We start from the raw sequence: 17132 nt of genomic DNA on the forward strand, positions 1-17132 counted from the left end.
GGATCAGACGGGCTGGGCCGTGTTCACCTTGATCCCGGCCTCGGCCAGCGGGCGGATCGCCGCGGGCTCCGGGCGCTCCACCCCGAGGAAGTCCACCCGGGACAGCTCACCGCCGAGGCCCGCCAGCAGGGCGGACAGCTCGGGCGTGGGGGCGGTTCCCGAGAACGTCAGGGTGCCCAGGTACGGAAGCTGCGCCAGCGTGGTGAGGCGTTCGACGTCGAGGCGCGGCAGCCGCAGGTAGAGCATCCGGACGCCGAGCGGAAGCCAGCCCAGACCGTCGCCGGTGGCCGTGTCCGACGACCAGCGGACCACGCGCAGGTCCGGGTAACGGCCGACCAGCCTCAGCGACCTGTCTTCCAGGGCCGCGCCGCTCAGCGACATGACCCGCAAGGGACTGTCGGGCGGGGTGAACTCGCCCTCGATCCGATCGGAGTCGAGCCACAGGTCGAACAGTTCGCGCAGGCCCGTCAGGCGCCGCACGCCCTCGTCGGTGAACGGTCCGCGCGCCTTCAGCACCCGCAGCCAGGTCATCTCGGCGACCTCGCCGAGGACCGCGTCATCGGCGTCGGCGAGGTCGAGTTCACGGAACATCCGCTGGCCGCGCAGGCCGCTCATCCAGACACCGGTGTAGGCGAGCTCGGCGTCCGCCGCCAGCTCCACGCTGTGCATCTCCCCCATCCCCTCACCCTAGGTCACCTTCCGGGAGCGGATCCGGAATCTCCGGTGACCGGCGGTCGAACAATCTCCCCGACTTCGGCGAGTGGATCACCAGGTACCGGGCGTTCGGGGCGAAGTCAGAGACCGCCGAGCCGTCCTTCGAGGACGATCAGCAGCCGGGAGAGGTTGTCGGCCAGGTCGGCGCGGGTGCCGTCGTCGAGCGCGGACAGCACGGACGCCTCGTGGGCGAGCTGGGCGGGCAGCACCTCGTCGATCAGCGCGCCGCCCTCGTCGGTGAGGGACAGGTGGGCGACGCGGCGGTCCCTGGCGTCGGGGCGTCGGGCGACGAGGCCGCGCTCCTCCAGCGCCCGCACACGCTTGGTCACCGCGGCGCCGGACGCGAAGGTCTCGCGGGCGAGGCGGCCGGGGGTGATCTCGTGGTCGACCCGGCGCAGCGCGGTGAGGATGTCGAATTCAGGACGGGTCAGCCCGAACCTGGCGAGCGGGGTCTCCTCGGCCTGCTGGAGCAGCAGCGCGCAGCGGTTCAGCCTGCCGATCACGCCCATCGGCTCGGGGTCCAGCTCAGGCCGGACCTCCCGCCACTGCCGCATCACCCGGGCCACGACGTCTTCCACCGGTCTCCCCCTCTCCTCCCGGGCTATTCCGGACGACCACCCGACTGTAGTGCGGCGAGCTCCCGGTGGCCTTCCCGTTCGGCGACCACGATGCGCTCCTCGGGCAGGCCGCCCCGCCACCATTCGCCGTGCGCGATGTCGGCGGCCTCGCGCAGCCCGACCAGCGCCGAGGCGAGCTCGGCCGCGGCGGGCGCGGGCTCGGCCTCCGCAGCGTGGGCGCGGGCCTGGTCGACCCGCTCCAACGCGCTCTCGGTGCGCCGCGCCGCGCGGTGGTTGGTGACCAGCAGGCAGGCGACGAGCCCCGTGACGACCCCGACGACGGTGTCCAGCGCGCGGTCCAGGACCAGGACTCCGCCCGGCTCCTGTGCCGCGAACTCGGTCATGAGCAGGGCCATCGGGGTGACGAAGACGGTGCCGAGCCAGTAGTTGCGGGTGATCATCCCCTCGGTGACGAACTGGCAGGCGAGGATCAGCAGGACCAGGGCGACCGCGCCCGTCCGGCTGATCGGGAGCAGCAGGGCAAAGACCGCGAGGCCCGCGAAGTTCCCCCAGGCCCGCTGGAGCGCCCGCCGCCACGACAGGTCGGCGCTCGCCTGGCAGACCGCGGCCGCGGTGACCACCGCCCAGTAGGGGTGGCCGACGCCGAGCAGCAGCGAGATCCAGCCCCCGAGCACCGCCGAGACCAGCACCCGCAGCACCACCGGCCACAGCCCCTGGAGCAGCACGGACCGGGGCACGGCGGTGTGCCGCTCCGCGGCGAGCCCGGTGAGTTCGGCGACCTGCGCGTCGGACAGGCCCACCTCGGGCACGGTCCCGGCGCGCAGCCGACGGGCCAGGGAGTTCAGGCGGGCGGTCTCCGGCGCCTTGGACAGGGCCTCCTCGGCCTGGACGAGCAGCCTGTCCAGCCCGGAAGGCCGGGCGGCGAGGACGGCCCGCCAGGCGGCGTTCACGGCCGCGGCCGCGCGGTGCCGGGAAGGCGCGTCGGTGATCTGGGCGGCGGCCTCCAAGGCCGCGGCGACGGCCCGCCTCTCCGGCCCGTAAGGACGGACCAGGGCGGGCGCCATGACGACGGCCCAAGCGATGAGGGCGCCCAGCGCGGCGAGCGCGGTGTGCCCGGGGATCTGGCCCGTCTCCGTGGGAACGAAGGCGACGGCGGCGCCGATGAAGGTCAGGATGACATTGCCCGGAGCACCGATCTTGGCGGCCTCGCCGAAGAGCTTGTGGACCGCCGCCAGCAGCGCGGCGACCACGACGAGCACGACCGCCGAGTCCGTCAGGGAGGCCGCCACGGCGGCGGCGCCCACGGTCGCGGTCATCGCCAGACCGATCCACGCGAGCACCCTGGCCCGTCGCGGATAGGGCAGCGCATGCGTGTAGAGCGCGCACATGGCCCCGGCGGAGACGTACATCGCCAGATCCAGCCGGCCGAGCGCGAGCAGCACCAGGTACGGCGCGCCCAGCGCGATCACCGCGCTGACCGACCGCTTCCACCAGATCTCGTCGACCCGCCCCACCCGGAACACCCCGGACAGCGGGAACCTCGGCCGCAACACTCCCAGAACCATACCCAAAGCCTACCAAGTGTTTTACTAGTAAAACACTTGAAACTCATGTGGCCCCCACCACCCCGACCCACCTACCCCCTTGTACGATTCATCCCTCTTTGACCTTTTCTTCTACCCTTAAGGCTCGGTGGCTGATGCGCGTGCGGACGGTCTCCACGGCAGCGGCCCTCATCACCGTCGCCGCCCTGTCCTCCTGCACCGACGGATCGGGTCCCGCGCTACCGCGGGCAGCGCTCCCCGCCGCCGACCCCACCCCGACCCGCCCGCTGATCGAGCCGTGGCCCGTCCCCGCCCGTCGGGCCGAAGGCTGGACCACCCTCGTCCGCACCTCCCTCCGCACCGGCGACGCCCTGCTCGGCCCGATCCCCGTGCACGAGAAATGGGTCAGCTTCCAGCTCACCTGCGCCGGCAAAGGCGCCTTCCGCCTGACCCACTGGACTCGCGTCGACACCCGTGACGGCGGCTCCCGCGACCAGGGCGCCGGTACCGACACGACCTCGCTCCCCTGCGCCAAGGGCCCCCTCCGCACCCGCCTCCGCACCAGCTCCCCCGACGGCGAGAACTTCCGCACCAACGCCCTGGGCACCGGCTCCCTCATGCTCGGCGTCAAGGCCCCACCCACCATGCGCTGGTACCTCCGCATGGACGAATCCCCCGTGAACACCCCCTGACCCCGCCTACGCCCGGCCGCCCGCGCCCGTGCCGCGTCACCGATCGGGCTCCGGCCTCGGTCGCCGGCGTCGTCACCCGGATCGGATTTCGGCGCGGCCGGGCGGCTCGCAGTGGCCGTCGTCCGGATCCCGGGTGATCTGCGGGGATCGCCGGCGGGCTTCAGCGCGGTGCGTCGGCGGCTGGGCTCGGCCCGGGTGAAGGGCCTTGAAGGGGGTGGGGCGGCGAGGAAGGCGGGAGCGCTGCTGCATATCGTCCGAAGCGATGGGAGAAGGAAGCGCGCCCATGGCCTCGCCGCGGGATCACGTTAGCAGGGAGTTCTGGGCGGATTCCCGGGGCGGGCGAGGGAAGCGGGGGCGCTGAGTGGTGAGAAGGAAGCGCGCCCATGGCCTCGCCCGCACGATCAGAGCGGCGGGTACGCCGGAGGCCGGACCCGGGCGCGAAGCCCGGGGCAGGCGGGGCGGCGAGGAAGGCGAGAGCGCTGCGATTTCATTTGCAAGGAAAGGGGAGAAGGAAGCGCTCTCATGGCCTCGCCGTAGATCACGGTAGCAGGGGGAGATCTCCGGCGTCGTGGGGTTTTTGCGTGGTGGCGTCAGGTGGGGATCAGGGCGGCGAGGCGGTCGAGGGTGTAGGCGGTGGAGCCTTCCGGCAGGTGGTCGGGGCGCTCCAGGCCGATGTAGGTGACGGGGACCGCCGGGGTGGTGCCGTCGTCGACGGTGACGGTGTCCGGTGGGAGCAGGTCCAGCAGGGTGCGGACGGTGGTCTGGGCGCGGTCGGTGACTGCGCGGACGAGGGTCGCGGTGCTGACGCGGGAGTTCTCGACGGCGTTGGCGAACGGCATGCCCTTGAGGTGGAGGTGGAGCCACTTCGCGCGCCACGAGCCGTCGGCGTCGCGGAGGAACGCCAGGGGGAGCGCCACCCGGCCGCCGCCGCGCAGCTCCGACTTCATCCGGACGGTCGCCGGCTCGAACGGCAGGCCCTCCTGCGCCGGCTCGCGCAGCATGAACCCGAAGAACGACTCGGCGACCTCGGCGAAGCCCTCGCCGTTGAAGATGTGCACCTGCGGGACGATCCGCGCGGCCTCGGTCCCGGCGAGGTCGATGTCGATGAACTCCGACGCGCCCTCCGGGGCCTCGGTCACGTCGCCCGAGTGGACGGATCCGCCGTCGGACAGGTTCGTGTAGGACACCCATGAGCCGTTCTCCCAAGCGGCGTCGAAGAACAGTGCCGACAGGTCGTAGTCGGTGTCCTCCTCGGCCTGCCGCCAGTAGGTGAAGAACCGGAGCAGCCCTGCGTCGACCTTCGACTCCGAGCCGCGCGGCAGCACCCCGAACCCCGACGGGGCGGCCTTGCCGCTCAGCGGGAGCGCGACGTCGAGGATGTCGGGGTCCACCAGGACGGGACCGGCGATCGGGAGCCTGCCGCGGACCTCGTCGTCGAGGATCTCGCGGAGCCGGGCGACGGCCTCGGGAGGGAGCGGCGCCCGGTCCTCGGGGCGGACGTGCGCGCCGCCCTTCCGGTTGACGAACACGCGCCGCTCCAGCGCCCGCGGCCGGTTCACCAGGTGCTCGCGCACCCCGAGCAGCACCCTCCCCGAGACCCGGGGGGCCGCCTCGGCGACCGCCGCGACGACGGCGTCGACCATGGCGCCCTCGCCACCGACGAGGTCGGCGGACGCGGCGGTGCGCACGAGCCGGTCGAGCGCGCGGAACAGCATGCCGGGAGCCGTGGACAGCACGGCGAGGGCGCCGGGGACATCGTCCGCGGCGAACGCGGCCTCCACCCGGCCCGCAAGGGAAGTGGCCCGCTTGTCCCCGCGGGCTACGGCGAACACGTCCTGCGCGTAAGGCCACTGCGGGAACTCGTGCGGGTGCAGCCGCTCGCCGAGGCGCTTCCACGGCTCCCGGTGGGCGTGCACGTCGCCGAGCTTGCCCGGCGCGGCGGAGACGATCGCGTCGAGCGCGGCGAGGAGGCCGCGCCGCGTCGCGCGCCGGAGGCCGTGGAACCGGGTCGGGGTCTCCAGGGTGACGTCGCCGTCGGACAGCGCGCAGGCGAGGCGCAGCACGTCGGTGACGGTGTCGGCGAGCAGCGGCAGCCCCTCGGCCAGCCGCACCCGGTCGACGACCGCGCGGTTCTCCCGCACGGGGATCGCCGCGGGCTGCGGCCCGGCGGCGCAGTGCACGGCGAGGAAGGCGAGATCGACGAGGTCGTCCTCATTGAGGGGGACGGCGCTGCCCGCGAGCGCGAAGTACAGCTCCCGCGCCTCGTCCCGCGCGTCTCCCCCGAGGCGCAGGACGGTCAGGCGGTCGCCGGCCGAAGGCAGGAACGCCGCGTGCGCCGCCACCATCTCGGTGTAATCGTGCTGATAGCGACCGTACTTCGGGAGCGCGAGGAGGTTCACTGCCTCGCCGACCATGAGCTCCTCGACGGTGCGCGCGCCGAGCGCGTCGAGGACGCAGTCGAGCCAGAACTCGACGGTGTCCGGCACTCCGGCCGGAAAGTCCCGGAAGTACGCGTTGTGCGCCACATGATCGCCGACCTCGCGCCGGACGACGTCGAGGATCTCGGCGCCCAGGTCGATGACGATCCCGTCCGCGAAGCCGCCCAGCCTCTCCAAGGCCTCCCCGGACAGCTTGAACCCCGCGGACATCAGCACCGCGTCGACCTGCCGCGCGGCGGCCCGGCCGTCTCCCGCGGGCGCGTCGGGCAGGAGCACGCGGCGCCGCTTGCGCAGCACCATCTCGGCGACCACATGATCACGACTCATGCCCTGATGGTGGCATTCCGCCCTGCCCGGCGTCTCCCGATTTACCGCGCCGACGCCCCGGGCAGCCCGGCCGCGACGGCGTCCAGGACGCCCTGGAGTCCCTGCTCGAAGCCCTCTTCCGGGCTGAGGTGCGGGGTATCGGCCTCCAAAACGACCCGCTTCATGAGCGGGTAGCGGCCGGTCGCCAGGAGCGTTGCGAGGTACGGGCCGTGGGCGCGCATCCACTCGCCCTCGGTGACTCCCGCGTCGGCGGCGCGGCGGGCGGAGGCGAGTTCCTGCCGGACGGCGCCCGTGGCGTAGGCGACGACCGTGGAGACGGCGTTCATCATCGCGTCCGCCGACAACCCCAGGCCGTCGATGATCCCGTAGAGGTACTCGACGTACTCGATGCCGTGCGGGCTCAGGAAGAGGAACGGCGCGTCGGTCTGGGCGAGCCAGGGGTGGCGGTGGGTCTGGGCGCGGATCTGGTGGGCCAGCCAGCCGAGGCCGGTCCGCCAGTCGGGGTGGGCGGGCCGCGGGATCTCGGTGAGGACGATGTCCTTCATGATGTCGAGAAGGTCGTCCTTGGACTCGACGTACCGGTAGAGGCTCATCGTCCCGGTACCGAGTTCCTTGGCGAGGCGGCGCATCGTGAGCGCGTCGAGGCCCTCGGCGTCGGCGAGTGCGACGGAGGCCCGCGCGATCCGCTCGAGGGTGAGCGACGGGTTCGGGCCGCGCGTCGACCGGGCGGGCCTGGCCCAGATGATCTGCTTCGCCTTGTCCTCGCTCATTCCTGCATCCTTCCACTTGCGTACATCGTACCCAGTAACTACAGTCGGCCCTATAACTGCGTACCCCGTACCCATTTGGAGGGATCGATGGACGACCCCGTCGTCATCGCCGAAGGACTGCACAAGCGCTACGGGGACACCCACGCCCTGCGCGGACTCGACCTGGAGATCGAACGCGGCCGCGTGTGCGGCGTGCTCGGGCCCAACGGCGCGGGCAAGAGCACCGCCGTCCGCATCCTCGCCACCCTCGCCGACCCGACCGAGGGGCGCGCCCGCGTCGCCGGATTCGACGTCGTGCGCGAGTCCGCCGAGGTCCGCCGCAGGATCGGCCTCGCCGGGCAGGCCGCGGCCGTGGACGAGTACCTGTCCGGCCGCGAGAACCTGCACATGTTCGGGCGGTTCCACCACCTGAGCCGGCGCGACGCCCGGCGCCGCGCCGACGAACTCCTGGAGCGGTTCGGCCTCGCCGACGCCGCCGACCGGCCCGTCGGCGGGTACTCCGGCGGGATGCGGCGCCGACTCGACCTCATCGCCAGCCTCGTCGTCCGGCCCGAGGTGCTCTTCCTCGACGAGCCCACGACCGGCCTCGACCCCCGCAGCCGGGGCGAGATCTGGGACGCCGTCCGCGAACTCGTCGCCGACGGCACCACGGTCCTGCTCACCACTCAGTACCTGGACGAAGCCGACCAGCTCGCCGACGACATCGCCGTCATCGACCACGGGAAGGTGATCGCCCGCGGCACCCCCGACCGGCTCAAGGCGGAGATCGGCACCCGCCTCGACGTCGTCCTCGGCGACCCGGCCGACACCGCCCGCGCCGCCTCCCTGCTCGGTGCCTGGGCCGGATCCGGCGCTCCCGACGCCGACGCCGAGACGGGCCGGCTCAGCCTCCCCGTCGGCGCGGTGACCCTCCTGGAGGCCGTGCGCGAACTCGACGCCGCCGGCATCGCCGCCGCCGACGTCACGCTGCGCCGTCCGACCCTGGACGAGGTCTTCCTCAAGCTCACCGACCACCGCGAAGGAGTCCCCGCATGACCGCCCTCGGCGCCGCGATCGGCGACGGCATGACGATGTTCGGCCGCCGGATCTCCCAGGTCCGCCGCCGGCCCGGCGAGCTCGTCGCGGGACTGATCGTGCCGATCGTCCTGGTCGTCCTGTTCGGGTATGTGTTCGGCAGCGCCATCCAGGTGCCCGGCGGGGGCGACTACCGCGAATACCTCATGCCGGGCATGTTCGGCATGGTGGCCTTCACCGCGGTCATGGCCAACACCATGTTCATGGCCACCGACGCGACGAAGGGCGTCGTCGACAGGTTCCGCTCGCTGCCCATCGCCCGGTGGGCCATGCCGTTCGGGCAGTCCGCCGCCGACCTGGTCATCGCGCTGCCCGGGATGGTCACCCTCCTGTGCTGCGCGTTCGTCGTCGGGTGGCGCCCGCACGAAGGCGCCCTGCGGACCCTCGCCGGCTTCGGGCTGCTCCTGCTCATGCGGACCGCGCTCGGCTGGGCCGGGATCTTCTTCGGGCTCGCGGTCAAGGACGACAAGACCGCCGACGCGTTCGTGCCGCTCGTCTTCCCCGTCACGATGCTGTCGAACACCTTCGTGCCGACCGGGGGCATGCCCGCGTGGCTGCGGGTGATCGCCGAATGGAACCCGGTGAGCGCGCTGGTCGCCGCGTTGCGCCACCTGTTCGGCAACCCCGGGGCCCCCTCCTCCGCGTGGCCCCTTACCCACCCCGTCACCGCGACCCTCCTGTGGACGGGCGTACTCCTCGCCGTCTTCGTCCCGCTGTCCGTCCGCGCCTACAACCGCCGCGAACGCTGACCCCTCGCCCGGCCGTCTCCCCGACGGCCGGGCCCTCCCGCCTTACGCTGGCACTGAGGAGAGGGGACGCCGTGGCGATGTGGACGCCAGAAAGGGAGATCTCGGTAGAAAAGGCTCGACGGCTGCTCGTCGGGCGCTTCCCCGAGGTCGAGGCCCGCGACGTCGCGTTCCTGAACGCCGGATGGGACAACGCGGTCTTCTCGGTGGACGGCCGCTGGGCGTTCCGCTTCCCGCACCGACGGCTGGCCCTCGACCTGATGCGCAAGGAGATCGCCTTCCTTCCGGCCCTCGCCGGGAGGCTCCCCCTTCCCATCCCCTACCCGAGGTTCGTCGGCGAGGACGGCGGCGACCCGCCCTGGCCGTTCACCGGCGGCCCGCTCATCGCCGGCCGAGAGTTCGTCCTCGCCGGACTCGGCGAGCGGGAGCGGGAGCGGGCCGCCGAGGGACTCGGCACGTTCCTCTCCACGCTGCACTCCCTGACCCCTCCCCCGGGCCTCCCCCACGACCCGATGCGCCGCGCCGACCCCGTCTTCCGAGCCCGCATGGCCCGCGAGACCCTCACCGCCCTGGAGAAGCAGGGTCTCTACGAACCCGACCCCGCGGTGACGTCCCTCCTCGACTCCGCCCACGACCCCGGCGGCGAGACCCGCGTCCTCACCCACGGCGACCTCCACCTCCGCCACCTCCTCGTCACCCCCGACGGCACCCCCACCGGCGTCATCGACTGGGGCGACCTCTGCACCGCCGACCCCTCCATCGACCTCTCCTTCGCCTACGCCGCCTTCTCCGGCTCCTCCCGCGCCGCCTTCTTCACCGCCTACGGCCCCATCACCCCCGCCCAGGAACACCGTGCCCGCGTCCTCGCCATCACCCTGAGCTCCATCCTCGCCGCCTCGGCCTCCCCCGCCGCCCCCACCCAACGCACCGAATCCCTGACCGCCATCCCCCGCGCGACCCGCTGAAACCCGAAGCGCCCGGCCCGCGCATCGGACCAGGCGCCTCACCGGCAGGGAGATCAGAGCAGGAACTCTTCACCGGTCGCCGCATCCATCGCCCGCTCCAGCCGGACCTTCGGCCGCGCGACCTCCGCGCATCCCGGGATCCGAGCCCGGACCTCCTCGGCCCTGCCCTCGGCCTTGCCTCGGGCTTCGGATTCGGCGCGGTTGCGGGAGACGAGCGGCTCGGTGCCGGTGCCGGTGCCGACGGGCGTGCGACTACCGAGGGTGGCGTGACAGAAACACGACGACGAGTAGGCATCCAGGTTTGCAGATATCGGTAAGGCTTTAGAAGGGATTGTCCGGGAAATGCCGGGGCCCGGCTGACGGCGGTGTCGGCCGGGCCCCGGGGTGGAAAGAGGGGGTCAGTGGGGGGTGGCCTTTTCGGCGCCTAGGCCGGTGAGGGAGCGGACTTCCATTTCGGCGTATTTGGCGGCGCGGTGTTCCTTGCTGAGGATGGTGCCGAGGTAGCCGAAGAGGAAGCCGAGGGGGATGGAGACCAGGCCGGGGTTCTCCAGGGGGAACCAGGAGATGTCGATGTCGGCGGGGAGGAGGGACAGGGACTTGCCGTCGGGGGCGACGCCCTTGCCGGAGACGACCGGGGAGAAGATCACCAGGAAGACCGCCGAGCCGAGGCCGCCGTAGATGGCGGCGACGGCGCCCGCGGTGTTGAACCGCTTCCAGAAGAGGCTGTAGAGGATCGCGGGGAGGTTCCCCGAGGCGGCGACGGCGAAGGCCAGCGCGACGAGGAACGCGACGTTCAGGCGCTGCGCGAAGATGCCGAGCACGATGGCGACCGCGCCGATGACGAACGCGGAGATCTTCGCGACCCGGACCTCGTCCTTCTCGGTGGCGGTGCCCTTCTTGATGACGTGCGCGTACAGGTCGTGCGCGACCGACGAGGACGACGCGAGGGTCAGGCCCGCGACGACTGCGAGGATCGTGGCGAAGGCGACCGCCGCGATGAACGCCAGCAGGATCGTGCCGCCGACGCCGCCGAAGAGGAGGTCGCCGATCTTCTCGGCGAGCAGCGGGGCCGCGGTGTTGCCCGCCGCGTTGGACTCCGCGATGGTCTTCGACCCGACGAGTGCCGCCGCGCCGAAGCCGAGGATGAGGGTGAGCAGGTAGAAGACGCCGATGATGCCGATGCCCCACAGCACCGACTTGCGGGCGTCGCGGGCGGTCGGCACGGTGTAGAAGCGGATGAGGATGTGCGGCAGGCCCGCGGTGCCGAGCACCAGGGCGAGGCCGAGGCTGATGAGGTCGAGCTTGCCGGCGAGGCCCTGCGCCTCGGTCCCGTACTTGAGGCCGGGCTCGAGGAACGCCTGCCCCTTGCCGCTCTGCTCTGCCGCGTCGCCGAGCAGGTTGGAGACGTTGAAGCCGTACTTGCCGAGGACGAGCAGGGTGATCAGGGTGGCGCCGCCCATGAGCAGCACCGCCTTGACGATCTGGACCCAGGTGGTGCCCTTCATGCCGCCGACGACCACGTAGACGATCATGAGGATGCCGACGCCGACGATGGTGAGCGCCTTGGCGGCCTCACTCGTCAGGCCGAACAGCAGGGCCACGAGGGCGCCCGCGCCGACCATCTGGGCGAGCAGGTAGAAGATCGACACGACGATCGTGGAGACGCCCGCGGCGGTGCGCACGGGCAGCGGCCGCATCCGGAACGCCAGGACGTCGGCCATCGTGTACTTGCCGGAGTTGCGCATCAGCTCGGCGACCAGCAGCAGCGCGACGAGCCAGGCGACGAGGAAGCCGATCGAGTACAGGAATCCGTCGTAGCCGCTGAGCGCGATGATCCCGGCGATGCCGAGGAACGAGGCGGCGGACATGTAGTCGCCGCCGATGGCCATGCCGTTCTGCGCGGCGGAGAACGAGCGGCCTCCGGCGTAGAAGTCGGCGGCGTCCTTGGTCTGCCGGGAGGCGCGGATCGTGAGGAAGAGGGTGAAGCCGACGAAGAGGAGGAACAGCACGATCGCGAGGGTGTGGTTGCTCATCGCTGCGCCTCCTCCCGGATCCTCTCCGCCAGCGGGTCGAAGGTGGACCCGGCGTGCCTGGCGTAGAAGTAGGCGATGGCGAAGGTGGAGACGAACTGGAGGAGTCCGAACACCAGCGCGACGTTGATGTTGCCGACCAGCTGAACGGCCATGAAGTCGCGGGCGAAGGCGGACATCACCACGTACAGCAGGTACCAGGCGAGGAACGCGACGGTCAGGGGGAAGACGAAGGACCGGAACTTGTGTCTGAGCCGCACGAAGTCCGGGGTCGCCCGGACCTCCTCGTACACGCTGAATCCCTCGGGAGCCGTGCTCATGCGGGACCTCCTTGCCGATGTGATGGGGGTCACTGTGGGTGGACGCGCACACAACGTAAGCCGCGCAGATGATCCCGAGGAGAGGTGTATCGGCGAGCCGCGTTCAGCCTGCGACCGTTCTAGATCGGCTGCGGTGAACGGTCGTTCTGAAGCGGTGAACGGGGAGGCGCGCCCGTCAGATACGCCGGGGCCGCCAGTCACCGCGATCAAGCTCCACGCCCTCCGGGGTGTGCAGCCGGACCATCGTGCGCGCGGTGTGCGCCGGGCGCGCGGTGCGCCGGGAGACCGCGACCATCACCAGGAAGGTCAGCGGGACGGTCCACGCGCCGGGCTGGGCGACCCAGCCGTCGGCCCGCTCGGTCGCCACGGTCCACACGACCGCCCCGCCCGCGAGGATCCCACCGGTCGCCAGGCCCGCGAGGGCGCCCGCCGCGGTCAGGCCGCGCCACCAGATGCCGAGGACGAGCAGCGGGCAGAAGGTCGACGCCGAGAGCGCGAACGCCAGCCCGACCATCGTCGCCACCGGCAGCGACGACGGGACCGCCAGGGCCAGCGCCAGCGGCACCCCGATCGCCACGACGGTCGCCGCCCGGAAGGATCGCACCCCGCCCCGGAACAGATCCTGCGCGATGACGCCCGCGACCGACACCGTCAGCCCCGAGGACGTCGAGAGGAACGCCGCGAAGGCGCCCGCGACGAGCAGGGCCCCGAGGAGTTCGCCGAGGGTCCCGCCGACGATCCGGCCGGGCAGTTCCAGCACCACGGTGTCGGTGTCGGGCGAGCCGCCCGCCGCGAGGTCGGCCGCGTAGATCTTGCCGAGTGCCCCGTAGGCGGCGGGCAGGAGGTAGAACAGCCCGAGCAGGCCGAGGACGACCGAGGTCGTGCGGCGCGCCGCGTTCCCGTCCGGGTTGGTGTAGAACCTGACGAGCACGTGCGGCAGCCCCATCGTGCCGAGGAAGGTCGCGAGGATGAGCGAGTACGTCGAGTACAGCCCGTCGTCGCCGGGCAGCAGCCAGGACGTGTCGGCGATGCCGGGGGCGCCGTCGCCGCGCCACGCGGCCAGCAGGAACACCAGCGGGACGCCCAGCGCGGTGAGCTTCAGCCAGTACTGGAGCGCCTGGACGAGGGTGATGCTGCGCATTCCGCCCGCGACCACGCCGAGGATCACGACCGCGGCCACCAGCGCGCCGCCCGCCCAGGGCGGCCCGCCCGTCACCGAGGCGAGCACCCGGCCCGCCGCCTGGAGCTGCGGCAGCAGGTACAGCCAGCCGATGAGCACCACGAGGAGGCTCGCCGCCCGCCGCACCGCCATCGACTCCAACCGCGCCTCGGCGAAGTCCGGCAGGGTGTAGGCGCCCGAGCGGCGCAGCGGGGCCGCGACCAGCACCAGCAGCACGAGGTACCCGCCGGTCCAGCCGACCGGCAGCCACAGCATGTCGACGCCGCCGGCCAGCACGAGGCCCGCGATGCCGAGGAAGGAGGCGGCCGAGACGTACTCGCCGCCGATGGCCGACGCGTTCGCCAGCGGCGACACCCCGCGCGAGGCCACGTAGAAGTCCGAGGTGGTGCGCGAGAGGCGCAGCCCGTAGAAGCCCGCGAGGAGGGTCGCGACCGCGACCGCGGCGACGGCCGCGGCGTTCACCCGGCCCTCACCCGCGCTGCACCATCTCGGCGAAGTCCCGCTCCGCGGCCTCGGCCTGCCGCCGGTACCACCAGCCGAGCCCGGCGAACACCGGGTAGACGGCCACCGCGAGCAGCAGCCACGGCAGGGGGACCCCGAACACCTGCGCCTCCCGCATCGGACGCACCAGCGCGAACGCCAGCGGCAGCCCCCCGACGAAGGCCACGAGCAGCACGCACACCGACAGTGACAGCCTGAGCTGCGACCGTATCAGCGCGTCCATGTAGACCTCGCCGAGTCGCGTCTGTTCGTCGATCTCGCGGGTGCCGGGGCCGGGCCGCCTCCGCGGCACCGCGGTGCGCGGGCTGGTCACCGCCACCCGGGAGGGACGGCCGGAGCGCGCGGTCACGGGCGGGGCCTGCGCAGCAGGAGGTCGCGCAGCTGCCGGGTGTGGCGGCGGCTCACCGGCAGCTCGGTCCCGGCGACGACGACGGTGCAGCGCCCGGCGTCCAGGCGCAGTTCGCTGATGTGCGGGACCGCCACGAGGTGGCTGCGGTGGATCCGGACCAGTGCGGGCCACCGCTCCTCCAGGACGGTCAGCGGGATCCGCACGAGATGCGCCCCGGACGCGGTGTGCAGCCTGGCGTAGTCTCCGCGCGCCTCCACGAAGTGCACCTCCGCGGGGTGGACGAATCGGGTGACTCCCGACAGTTCCACCGGAAGCGGTTCGGGCTCGGGCAGGAAGGGCGCGGCCTCGTCGGCCGGGTCGCTGATCCGCCGGACGGTCTCGGCGAGCCGTTCCGGCCGCACCGGCTTGAGGAGGTAGTCGGCGGCCTGGACCTCGAACGCCTGGACCGCGTGCTCCTCGTGCGCGGTGACGTAGACGAGCCGGGGAGGGCACGCGAACTGGGCGAGGAGCCGGCCCAGCACGATCCCGTCGAGGCCCGGCATCCTGACGTCGAGGAAGACCGCGTCGTAAGGGCGTTCGGCGGCGATGGCCCGGTCGAGGGCGCGGAGCGCCGCGGCGCCGTCCCGTGCGCCGTCGACGTCGGCCACGCGCGGGTCGGCCCGCAGCAGGAACACGAGATCGTCCAGGGCGGGCAGTTCGTCGTCCACGGCTAGCACGCGCATCTCCAAAGCGTGACGACCATCACAAAGGATGTCAAAGGTCGACTTTCCCGATATTCGGCCGTTTTCGGACCCGGAGCGTCGCCGGCCCTCACCGCGCCGTCACGCCGGGGTGGTACTTGGGCACCCTCAGGGTGATCTTCACACCGGCGCCCTCCGCGGTCTCCACGACGAGGCCGTACGCGTCGCCGTAGACCTGCCGTAGGCGGGTGTCCACGTTCGCCAGGCCTATACCCGTCCCGGTGGCGCCCTCCCCCGCGAGGACCTTGCGCATCTCCTCGGGCGCCATGCCCACCCCGTCGTCCTCGACGATCAGCCTGCACTCCGCCCCCGCGTCCTCCGCCAGCAGCGTGATCCTTCCCGGCCCGGGACGTCCCTCGATGCCGTGCCGCACCGCGTTCTCCACCAGCGGCTGGAGGCACAGGAACGGGACGGCCACCGGCAGCACCTCCGGCGCGATCCGCAAGGTCACCCGCAGCCGCTCCTCGCCGAACCTGGCGCGGGCCAGCATGAGGAACCTGTCGATGTTGCGCAGCTCCTCGGCCAGCGTGGTGAACTCCCCGTGCCGCCGGAACGAGTAGCGCGTGAAGTCCGCGAACTCCAGCAGCAGCTCCCTGGCCTGCTCCGGATCGGTCCGGACGAACGACGCGATCGTGGTGAGGGAGTTGTAGATGAAATGCGGGGAGATCTGCGCCCGCAGCGCCCGGACCTCGGCCTCCACCAGCAGCTCCCGCGACAGGTCGAGCTCCGCCAGCTCCAGATGGGTCGCCACCCACCGGCCGACCTCCTCCGTCGCCCGCACCAGGCCCGCCGACGCCTGCCCGCCGAACGCCACGAGGGTCCCGGCCACCCCCGCGCCCGTCGCCAGCGGCACCACCACCGCGGCCCCGCCCCCCGGCAGCTCGACGACCCGGGCCCGGCCCGTCTCCAGGGAGTGGGCCGCCAGCGCCATGACGCCGTCGCGCGGACCCGTCAGGACCTCCTCCCGGTCGGTGATCGCCAGGTCGTCGGCGTCCAGCAGCTCCCGTAGGTGCCGTGCCGCCTTCTCCGCTCCCGTCCGGGTGAGCCCTCGGCGCAGGGCGGGGGCGGCCAAGGAGGCCTTGTGCAGGGTCTCGAAAGCCGCCCGCTCGGCCGGACCGCCCAGATCACGGCGGCGCAGCCGGACCAGCAGGAGCACCGCGGCGGCGAACGCGACCGCGAAGAAGAGGAGGGCTGCTTCCACCCGATCCAAGGTATGGGGCGGACGCCGATAATCTGGGAGTCATGACCGAAGTGCCTCCGTGCTGTGCCGCCTCCCGTCCCGCGTCGGAACCGACTCCGGTCACCCTGTCGCTGTCGCCGGCGCCTCCCGCCGCCCCCGCGGCGCAGCCCCCGAAGGGCATGATCTCGCTGCCCGGCGGGATCTTCCGGATGGGCAACGAGGACGAGAACGCCAACCCGCTCGACGGCGAGGGCCCGGTCCGCGACGTCGAGGTGGCCCCGTTCAGGATCGACCCGACCACGGTCACCAACGCCCAGTTCGCCAGGTTCATCAAGGACACCGGGTATGTGACCGAGGCCGAGACCTTCGGATGGTCGTTCGTCTTCTACGGCCTGCTCTCCCCCGAAGTGGCCGCCCGCACCCGGTCCCCCGAAGGCACCCCGTGGTGGCGGGCGATCGACGGCGCGACCTGGCGGACCCCGGAAGGCGAGGGCTCCGACATCACCCGCCGCCAGAAGCACCCCGTCATCCACGTCTCCTGGACCGACGCCGCCGCCTACGCCGCCTGGGCGGGCAAGCGCCTCCCCACCGAGATCGAATGGGAGTACGCCGCCCGGGGCGGCCTCGACCAGGCCACCTTCCCGTGGGGGAACGAGCTGTACCCGCGCGGCCAGCGCCGCGCCAACATCTGGGAGGGCGACTTCCCCACCCACCACACCGGCCAGATCGGCCCCGTCGCCGCCGACTCCTTCCGCCCCAACGGCCACGGCCTCTACAACACCGTCGGCAACGTCTGGGAGTGGACCGCCGACTGGTTCGACCCCGCCCAGGACCGCCGCGCCATGCGCGGCGGCTCCTACCTCTGCCACGACTCCTACTGCAACCGCTACCGCGTGGCCGCCCGCACCGCCAACACCCCCGACTCCTCCACCGGCAACATCGGCTTCCGCTGCGCGTATTGAACTGCGCCGCCTCCGGCGGCGC

16 protein-coding genes are annotated in these 17132 nt (G+C 72.3%); 5 read left to right on the top strand and 11 right to left on the bottom strand.

The window, feature by feature from the left end:
- Positions 1 to 3 precede the first annotated feature (3 nt).
- The 3 genes from EDD29_RS32255 to EDD29_RS32265 all read right to left on the bottom strand — a co-directional run bounded on the left by EDD29_RS32255 (position 4) and on the right by EDD29_RS32265 (position 2857).
- Positions 4 to 678 (bottom strand): hypothetical protein, encoded by a 675-nt coding sequence (locus EDD29_RS32255; protein ID WP_123668051.1) that lies wholly within the window; start codon positions 676 to 678, stop codon positions 4 to 6.
- A 116-nt stretch (positions 679 to 794) separates the two neighbouring features.
- Entirely contained in the window at positions 795 to 1292 is a 498-nt protein-coding gene (locus tag EDD29_RS32260; RefSeq protein ID WP_211360055.1) for a MarR family winged helix-turn-helix transcriptional regulator, read from the bottom strand.
- A gap of 23 nt (positions 1293 to 1315) precedes the next feature.
- A complete protein-coding gene (locus EDD29_RS32265) occupies positions 1316 to 2857 on the bottom strand; it encodes an FUSC family protein (RefSeq protein ID WP_123668053.1) in 1542 nt (513 codons plus the stop codon).
- A gap of 134 nt (positions 2858 to 2991) precedes the next feature.
- On the opposite strand from EDD29_RS32265, the gene EDD29_RS32270 reads away from it, so the two are divergent.
- Positions 2992 to 3528, top strand: a complete 537-nt coding sequence (locus tag EDD29_RS32270) for a hypothetical protein (RefSeq protein WP_123668054.1) — start codon at positions 2992 to 2994, stop codon at positions 3526 to 3528.
- A gap of 590 nt (positions 3529 to 4118) precedes the next feature.
- On the opposite strand, the gene EDD29_RS32275 is transcribed toward EDD29_RS32270, so the two are convergent.
- Both EDD29_RS32275 and EDD29_RS32280 read right to left on the bottom strand, forming a co-directional pair.
- Entirely contained in the window at positions 4119 to 6293 is a 2175-nt protein-coding gene (locus EDD29_RS32275) for a TerD family protein (RefSeq protein WP_123668055.1), read from the bottom strand.
- 41 nt (positions 6294 to 6334) lie between these two features.
- Positions 6335 to 7063: a TetR/AcrR family transcriptional regulator gene (locus EDD29_RS32280; RefSeq protein ID WP_170201673.1), complete on the bottom strand. Its 729-nt coding sequence runs from the start codon at positions 7061 to 7063 to the stop codon at positions 6335 to 6337.
- An 87-nt stretch (positions 7064 to 7150) separates the two neighbouring features.
- Here EDD29_RS32280 and EDD29_RS32285 point away from each other — a divergent pair, with 87 nt between their 5' ends.
- The 3 genes from EDD29_RS32285 to EDD29_RS32295 all read left to right on the top strand — a co-directional run bounded on the left by EDD29_RS32285 (position 7151) and on the right by EDD29_RS32295 (position 9848).
- Entirely contained in the window at positions 7151 to 8098 is a 948-nt protein-coding gene (locus EDD29_RS32285; protein WP_123668057.1) for an ATP-binding cassette domain-containing protein, read from the top strand.
- Positions 8095 to 8886 (top strand): ABC transporter permease, encoded by a 792-nt coding sequence (locus EDD29_RS32290; RefSeq protein WP_123668058.1) that lies wholly within the window; start codon positions 8095 to 8097, stop codon positions 8884 to 8886. The genes EDD29_RS32285 and EDD29_RS32290 overlap by 4 nt, the downstream gene beginning before the upstream one ends.
- A gap of 77 nt (positions 8887 to 8963) precedes the next feature.
- Entirely contained in the window at positions 8964 to 9848 is an 885-nt protein-coding gene (locus tag EDD29_RS32295) for a phosphotransferase (RefSeq protein WP_246053516.1), read from the top strand.
- A gap of 398 nt (positions 9849 to 10246) precedes the next feature.
- On the opposite strand, the gene EDD29_RS32300 is transcribed toward EDD29_RS32295, so the two are convergent.
- The 6 genes from EDD29_RS32300 to EDD29_RS32325 form a co-directional block, all read right to left on the bottom strand.
- Positions 10247 to 11881 carry a solute symporter family protein gene (locus EDD29_RS32300; protein WP_123668060.1) on the bottom strand — a complete coding sequence of 545 codons (1635 nt, stop codon included), beginning with the start codon at positions 11879 to 11881 and terminating at the stop codon, positions 10247 to 10249.
- Positions 11878 to 12198, bottom strand: coding sequence for a DUF485 domain-containing protein (locus EDD29_RS32305; RefSeq protein ID WP_123668061.1), 321 nt, complete (start codon positions 12196 to 12198; stop codon positions 11878 to 11880). Before EDD29_RS32305 ends, EDD29_RS32300 begins: the two co-directional genes overlap by 4 nt.
- Before the next feature lie 175 nt (positions 12199 to 12373).
- Positions 12374 to 13840, bottom strand: a complete 1467-nt coding sequence (locus EDD29_RS32310; RefSeq protein WP_123668062.1) for a sodium/solute symporter — start codon at positions 13838 to 13840, stop codon at positions 12374 to 12376.
- Positions 13841 to 13847: 7 nt separating this feature from the next.
- The gene (locus EDD29_RS32315) at positions 13848 to 14228 is read right to left on the bottom strand and encodes a hypothetical protein (protein WP_123668063.1); all 381 of its coding nucleotides are present in this window, start codon (positions 14226 to 14228) and stop codon (positions 13848 to 13850) included.
- The gene (locus tag EDD29_RS32320; protein WP_123668064.1) at positions 14225 to 14950 is read right to left on the bottom strand and encodes a LytR/AlgR family response regulator transcription factor; all 726 of its coding nucleotides are present in this window, start codon (positions 14948 to 14950) and stop codon (positions 14225 to 14227) included. The genes EDD29_RS32315 and EDD29_RS32320 overlap by 4 nt, the downstream gene beginning before the upstream one ends.
- An 88-nt stretch (positions 14951 to 15038) precedes the next feature.
- Positions 15039 to 16169: a sensor histidine kinase gene (locus EDD29_RS32325; RefSeq protein WP_211360056.1), complete on the bottom strand. Its 1131-nt coding sequence runs from the start codon at positions 16167 to 16169 to the stop codon at positions 15039 to 15041.
- A gap of 41 nt (positions 16170 to 16210) precedes the next feature.
- On the opposite strand from EDD29_RS32325, the gene EDD29_RS32330 reads away from it, so the two are divergent.
- Positions 16211 to 17110, top strand: coding sequence for a formylglycine-generating enzyme family protein (locus tag EDD29_RS32330; RefSeq protein ID WP_123668066.1), 900 nt, complete (start codon positions 16211 to 16213; stop codon positions 17108 to 17110).
- Positions 17111 to 17132 lie beyond the last annotated feature (22 nt).

The organism is Actinocorallia herbida (assembly GCF_003751225.1).
Lineage (GTDB): Bacteria > Actinomycetota > Actinomycetes > Streptosporangiales > Streptosporangiaceae > Actinocorallia > Actinocorallia herbida.

Excerpts from the sequence above, each read along its gene's own strand:
- EDD29_RS32255 (WP_123668051.1), bottom strand. The coding sequence starts at position 678 with ATGGGGGAGATGCACAGCGTGGAGCTGGCGGCGGACGCCGAGCTCGCC.
- EDD29_RS32265 (WP_123668053.1), bottom strand. The coding sequence starts at position 2,857 with ATGGTTCTGGGAGTGTTGCGGCCGAGGTTCCCGCTGTCCGGGGTGTTC.
- EDD29_RS32270 (WP_123668054.1), top strand. The coding sequence starts at position 2,992 with ATGCGCGTGCGGACGGTCTCCACGGCAGCGGCCCTCATCACCGTCGCC.
- EDD29_RS32275 (WP_123668055.1), bottom strand. The coding sequence starts at position 6,293 with ATGAGTCGTGATCATGTGGTCGCCGAGATGGTGCTGCGCAAGCGGCGC.
- EDD29_RS32280 (WP_170201673.1), bottom strand. The coding sequence starts at position 7,063 with ATGAGCGAGGACAAGGCGAAGCAGATCATCTGGGCCAGGCCCGCCCGG.
- EDD29_RS32285 (WP_123668057.1), top strand. The coding sequence starts at position 7,151 with ATGGACGACCCCGTCGTCATCGCCGAAGGACTGCACAAGCGCTACGGG.
- EDD29_RS32290 (WP_123668058.1), top strand. The coding sequence starts at position 8,095 with ATGACCGCCCTCGGCGCCGCGATCGGCGACGGCATGACGATGTTCGGC.
- EDD29_RS32295 (WP_246053516.1), top strand. The coding sequence starts at position 8,964 with ATGTGGACGCCAGAAAGGGAGATCTCGGTAGAAAAGGCTCGACGGCTG.
- EDD29_RS32300 (WP_123668060.1), bottom strand. The coding sequence starts at position 11,881 with ATGAGCAACCACACCCTCGCGATCGTGCTGTTCCTCCTCTTCGTCGGC.
- EDD29_RS32305 (WP_123668061.1), bottom strand. The coding sequence starts at position 12,198 with ATGAGCACGGCTCCCGAGGGATTCAGCGTGTACGAGGAGGTCCGGGCG.
- EDD29_RS32320 (WP_123668064.1), bottom strand. The coding sequence starts at position 14,950 with ATGCGCGTGCTAGCCGTGGACGACGAACTGCCCGCCCTGGACGATCTC.
- EDD29_RS32330 (WP_123668066.1), top strand. The coding sequence starts at position 16,211 with ATGACCGAAGTGCCTCCGTGCTGTGCCGCCTCCCGTCCCGCGTCGGAA.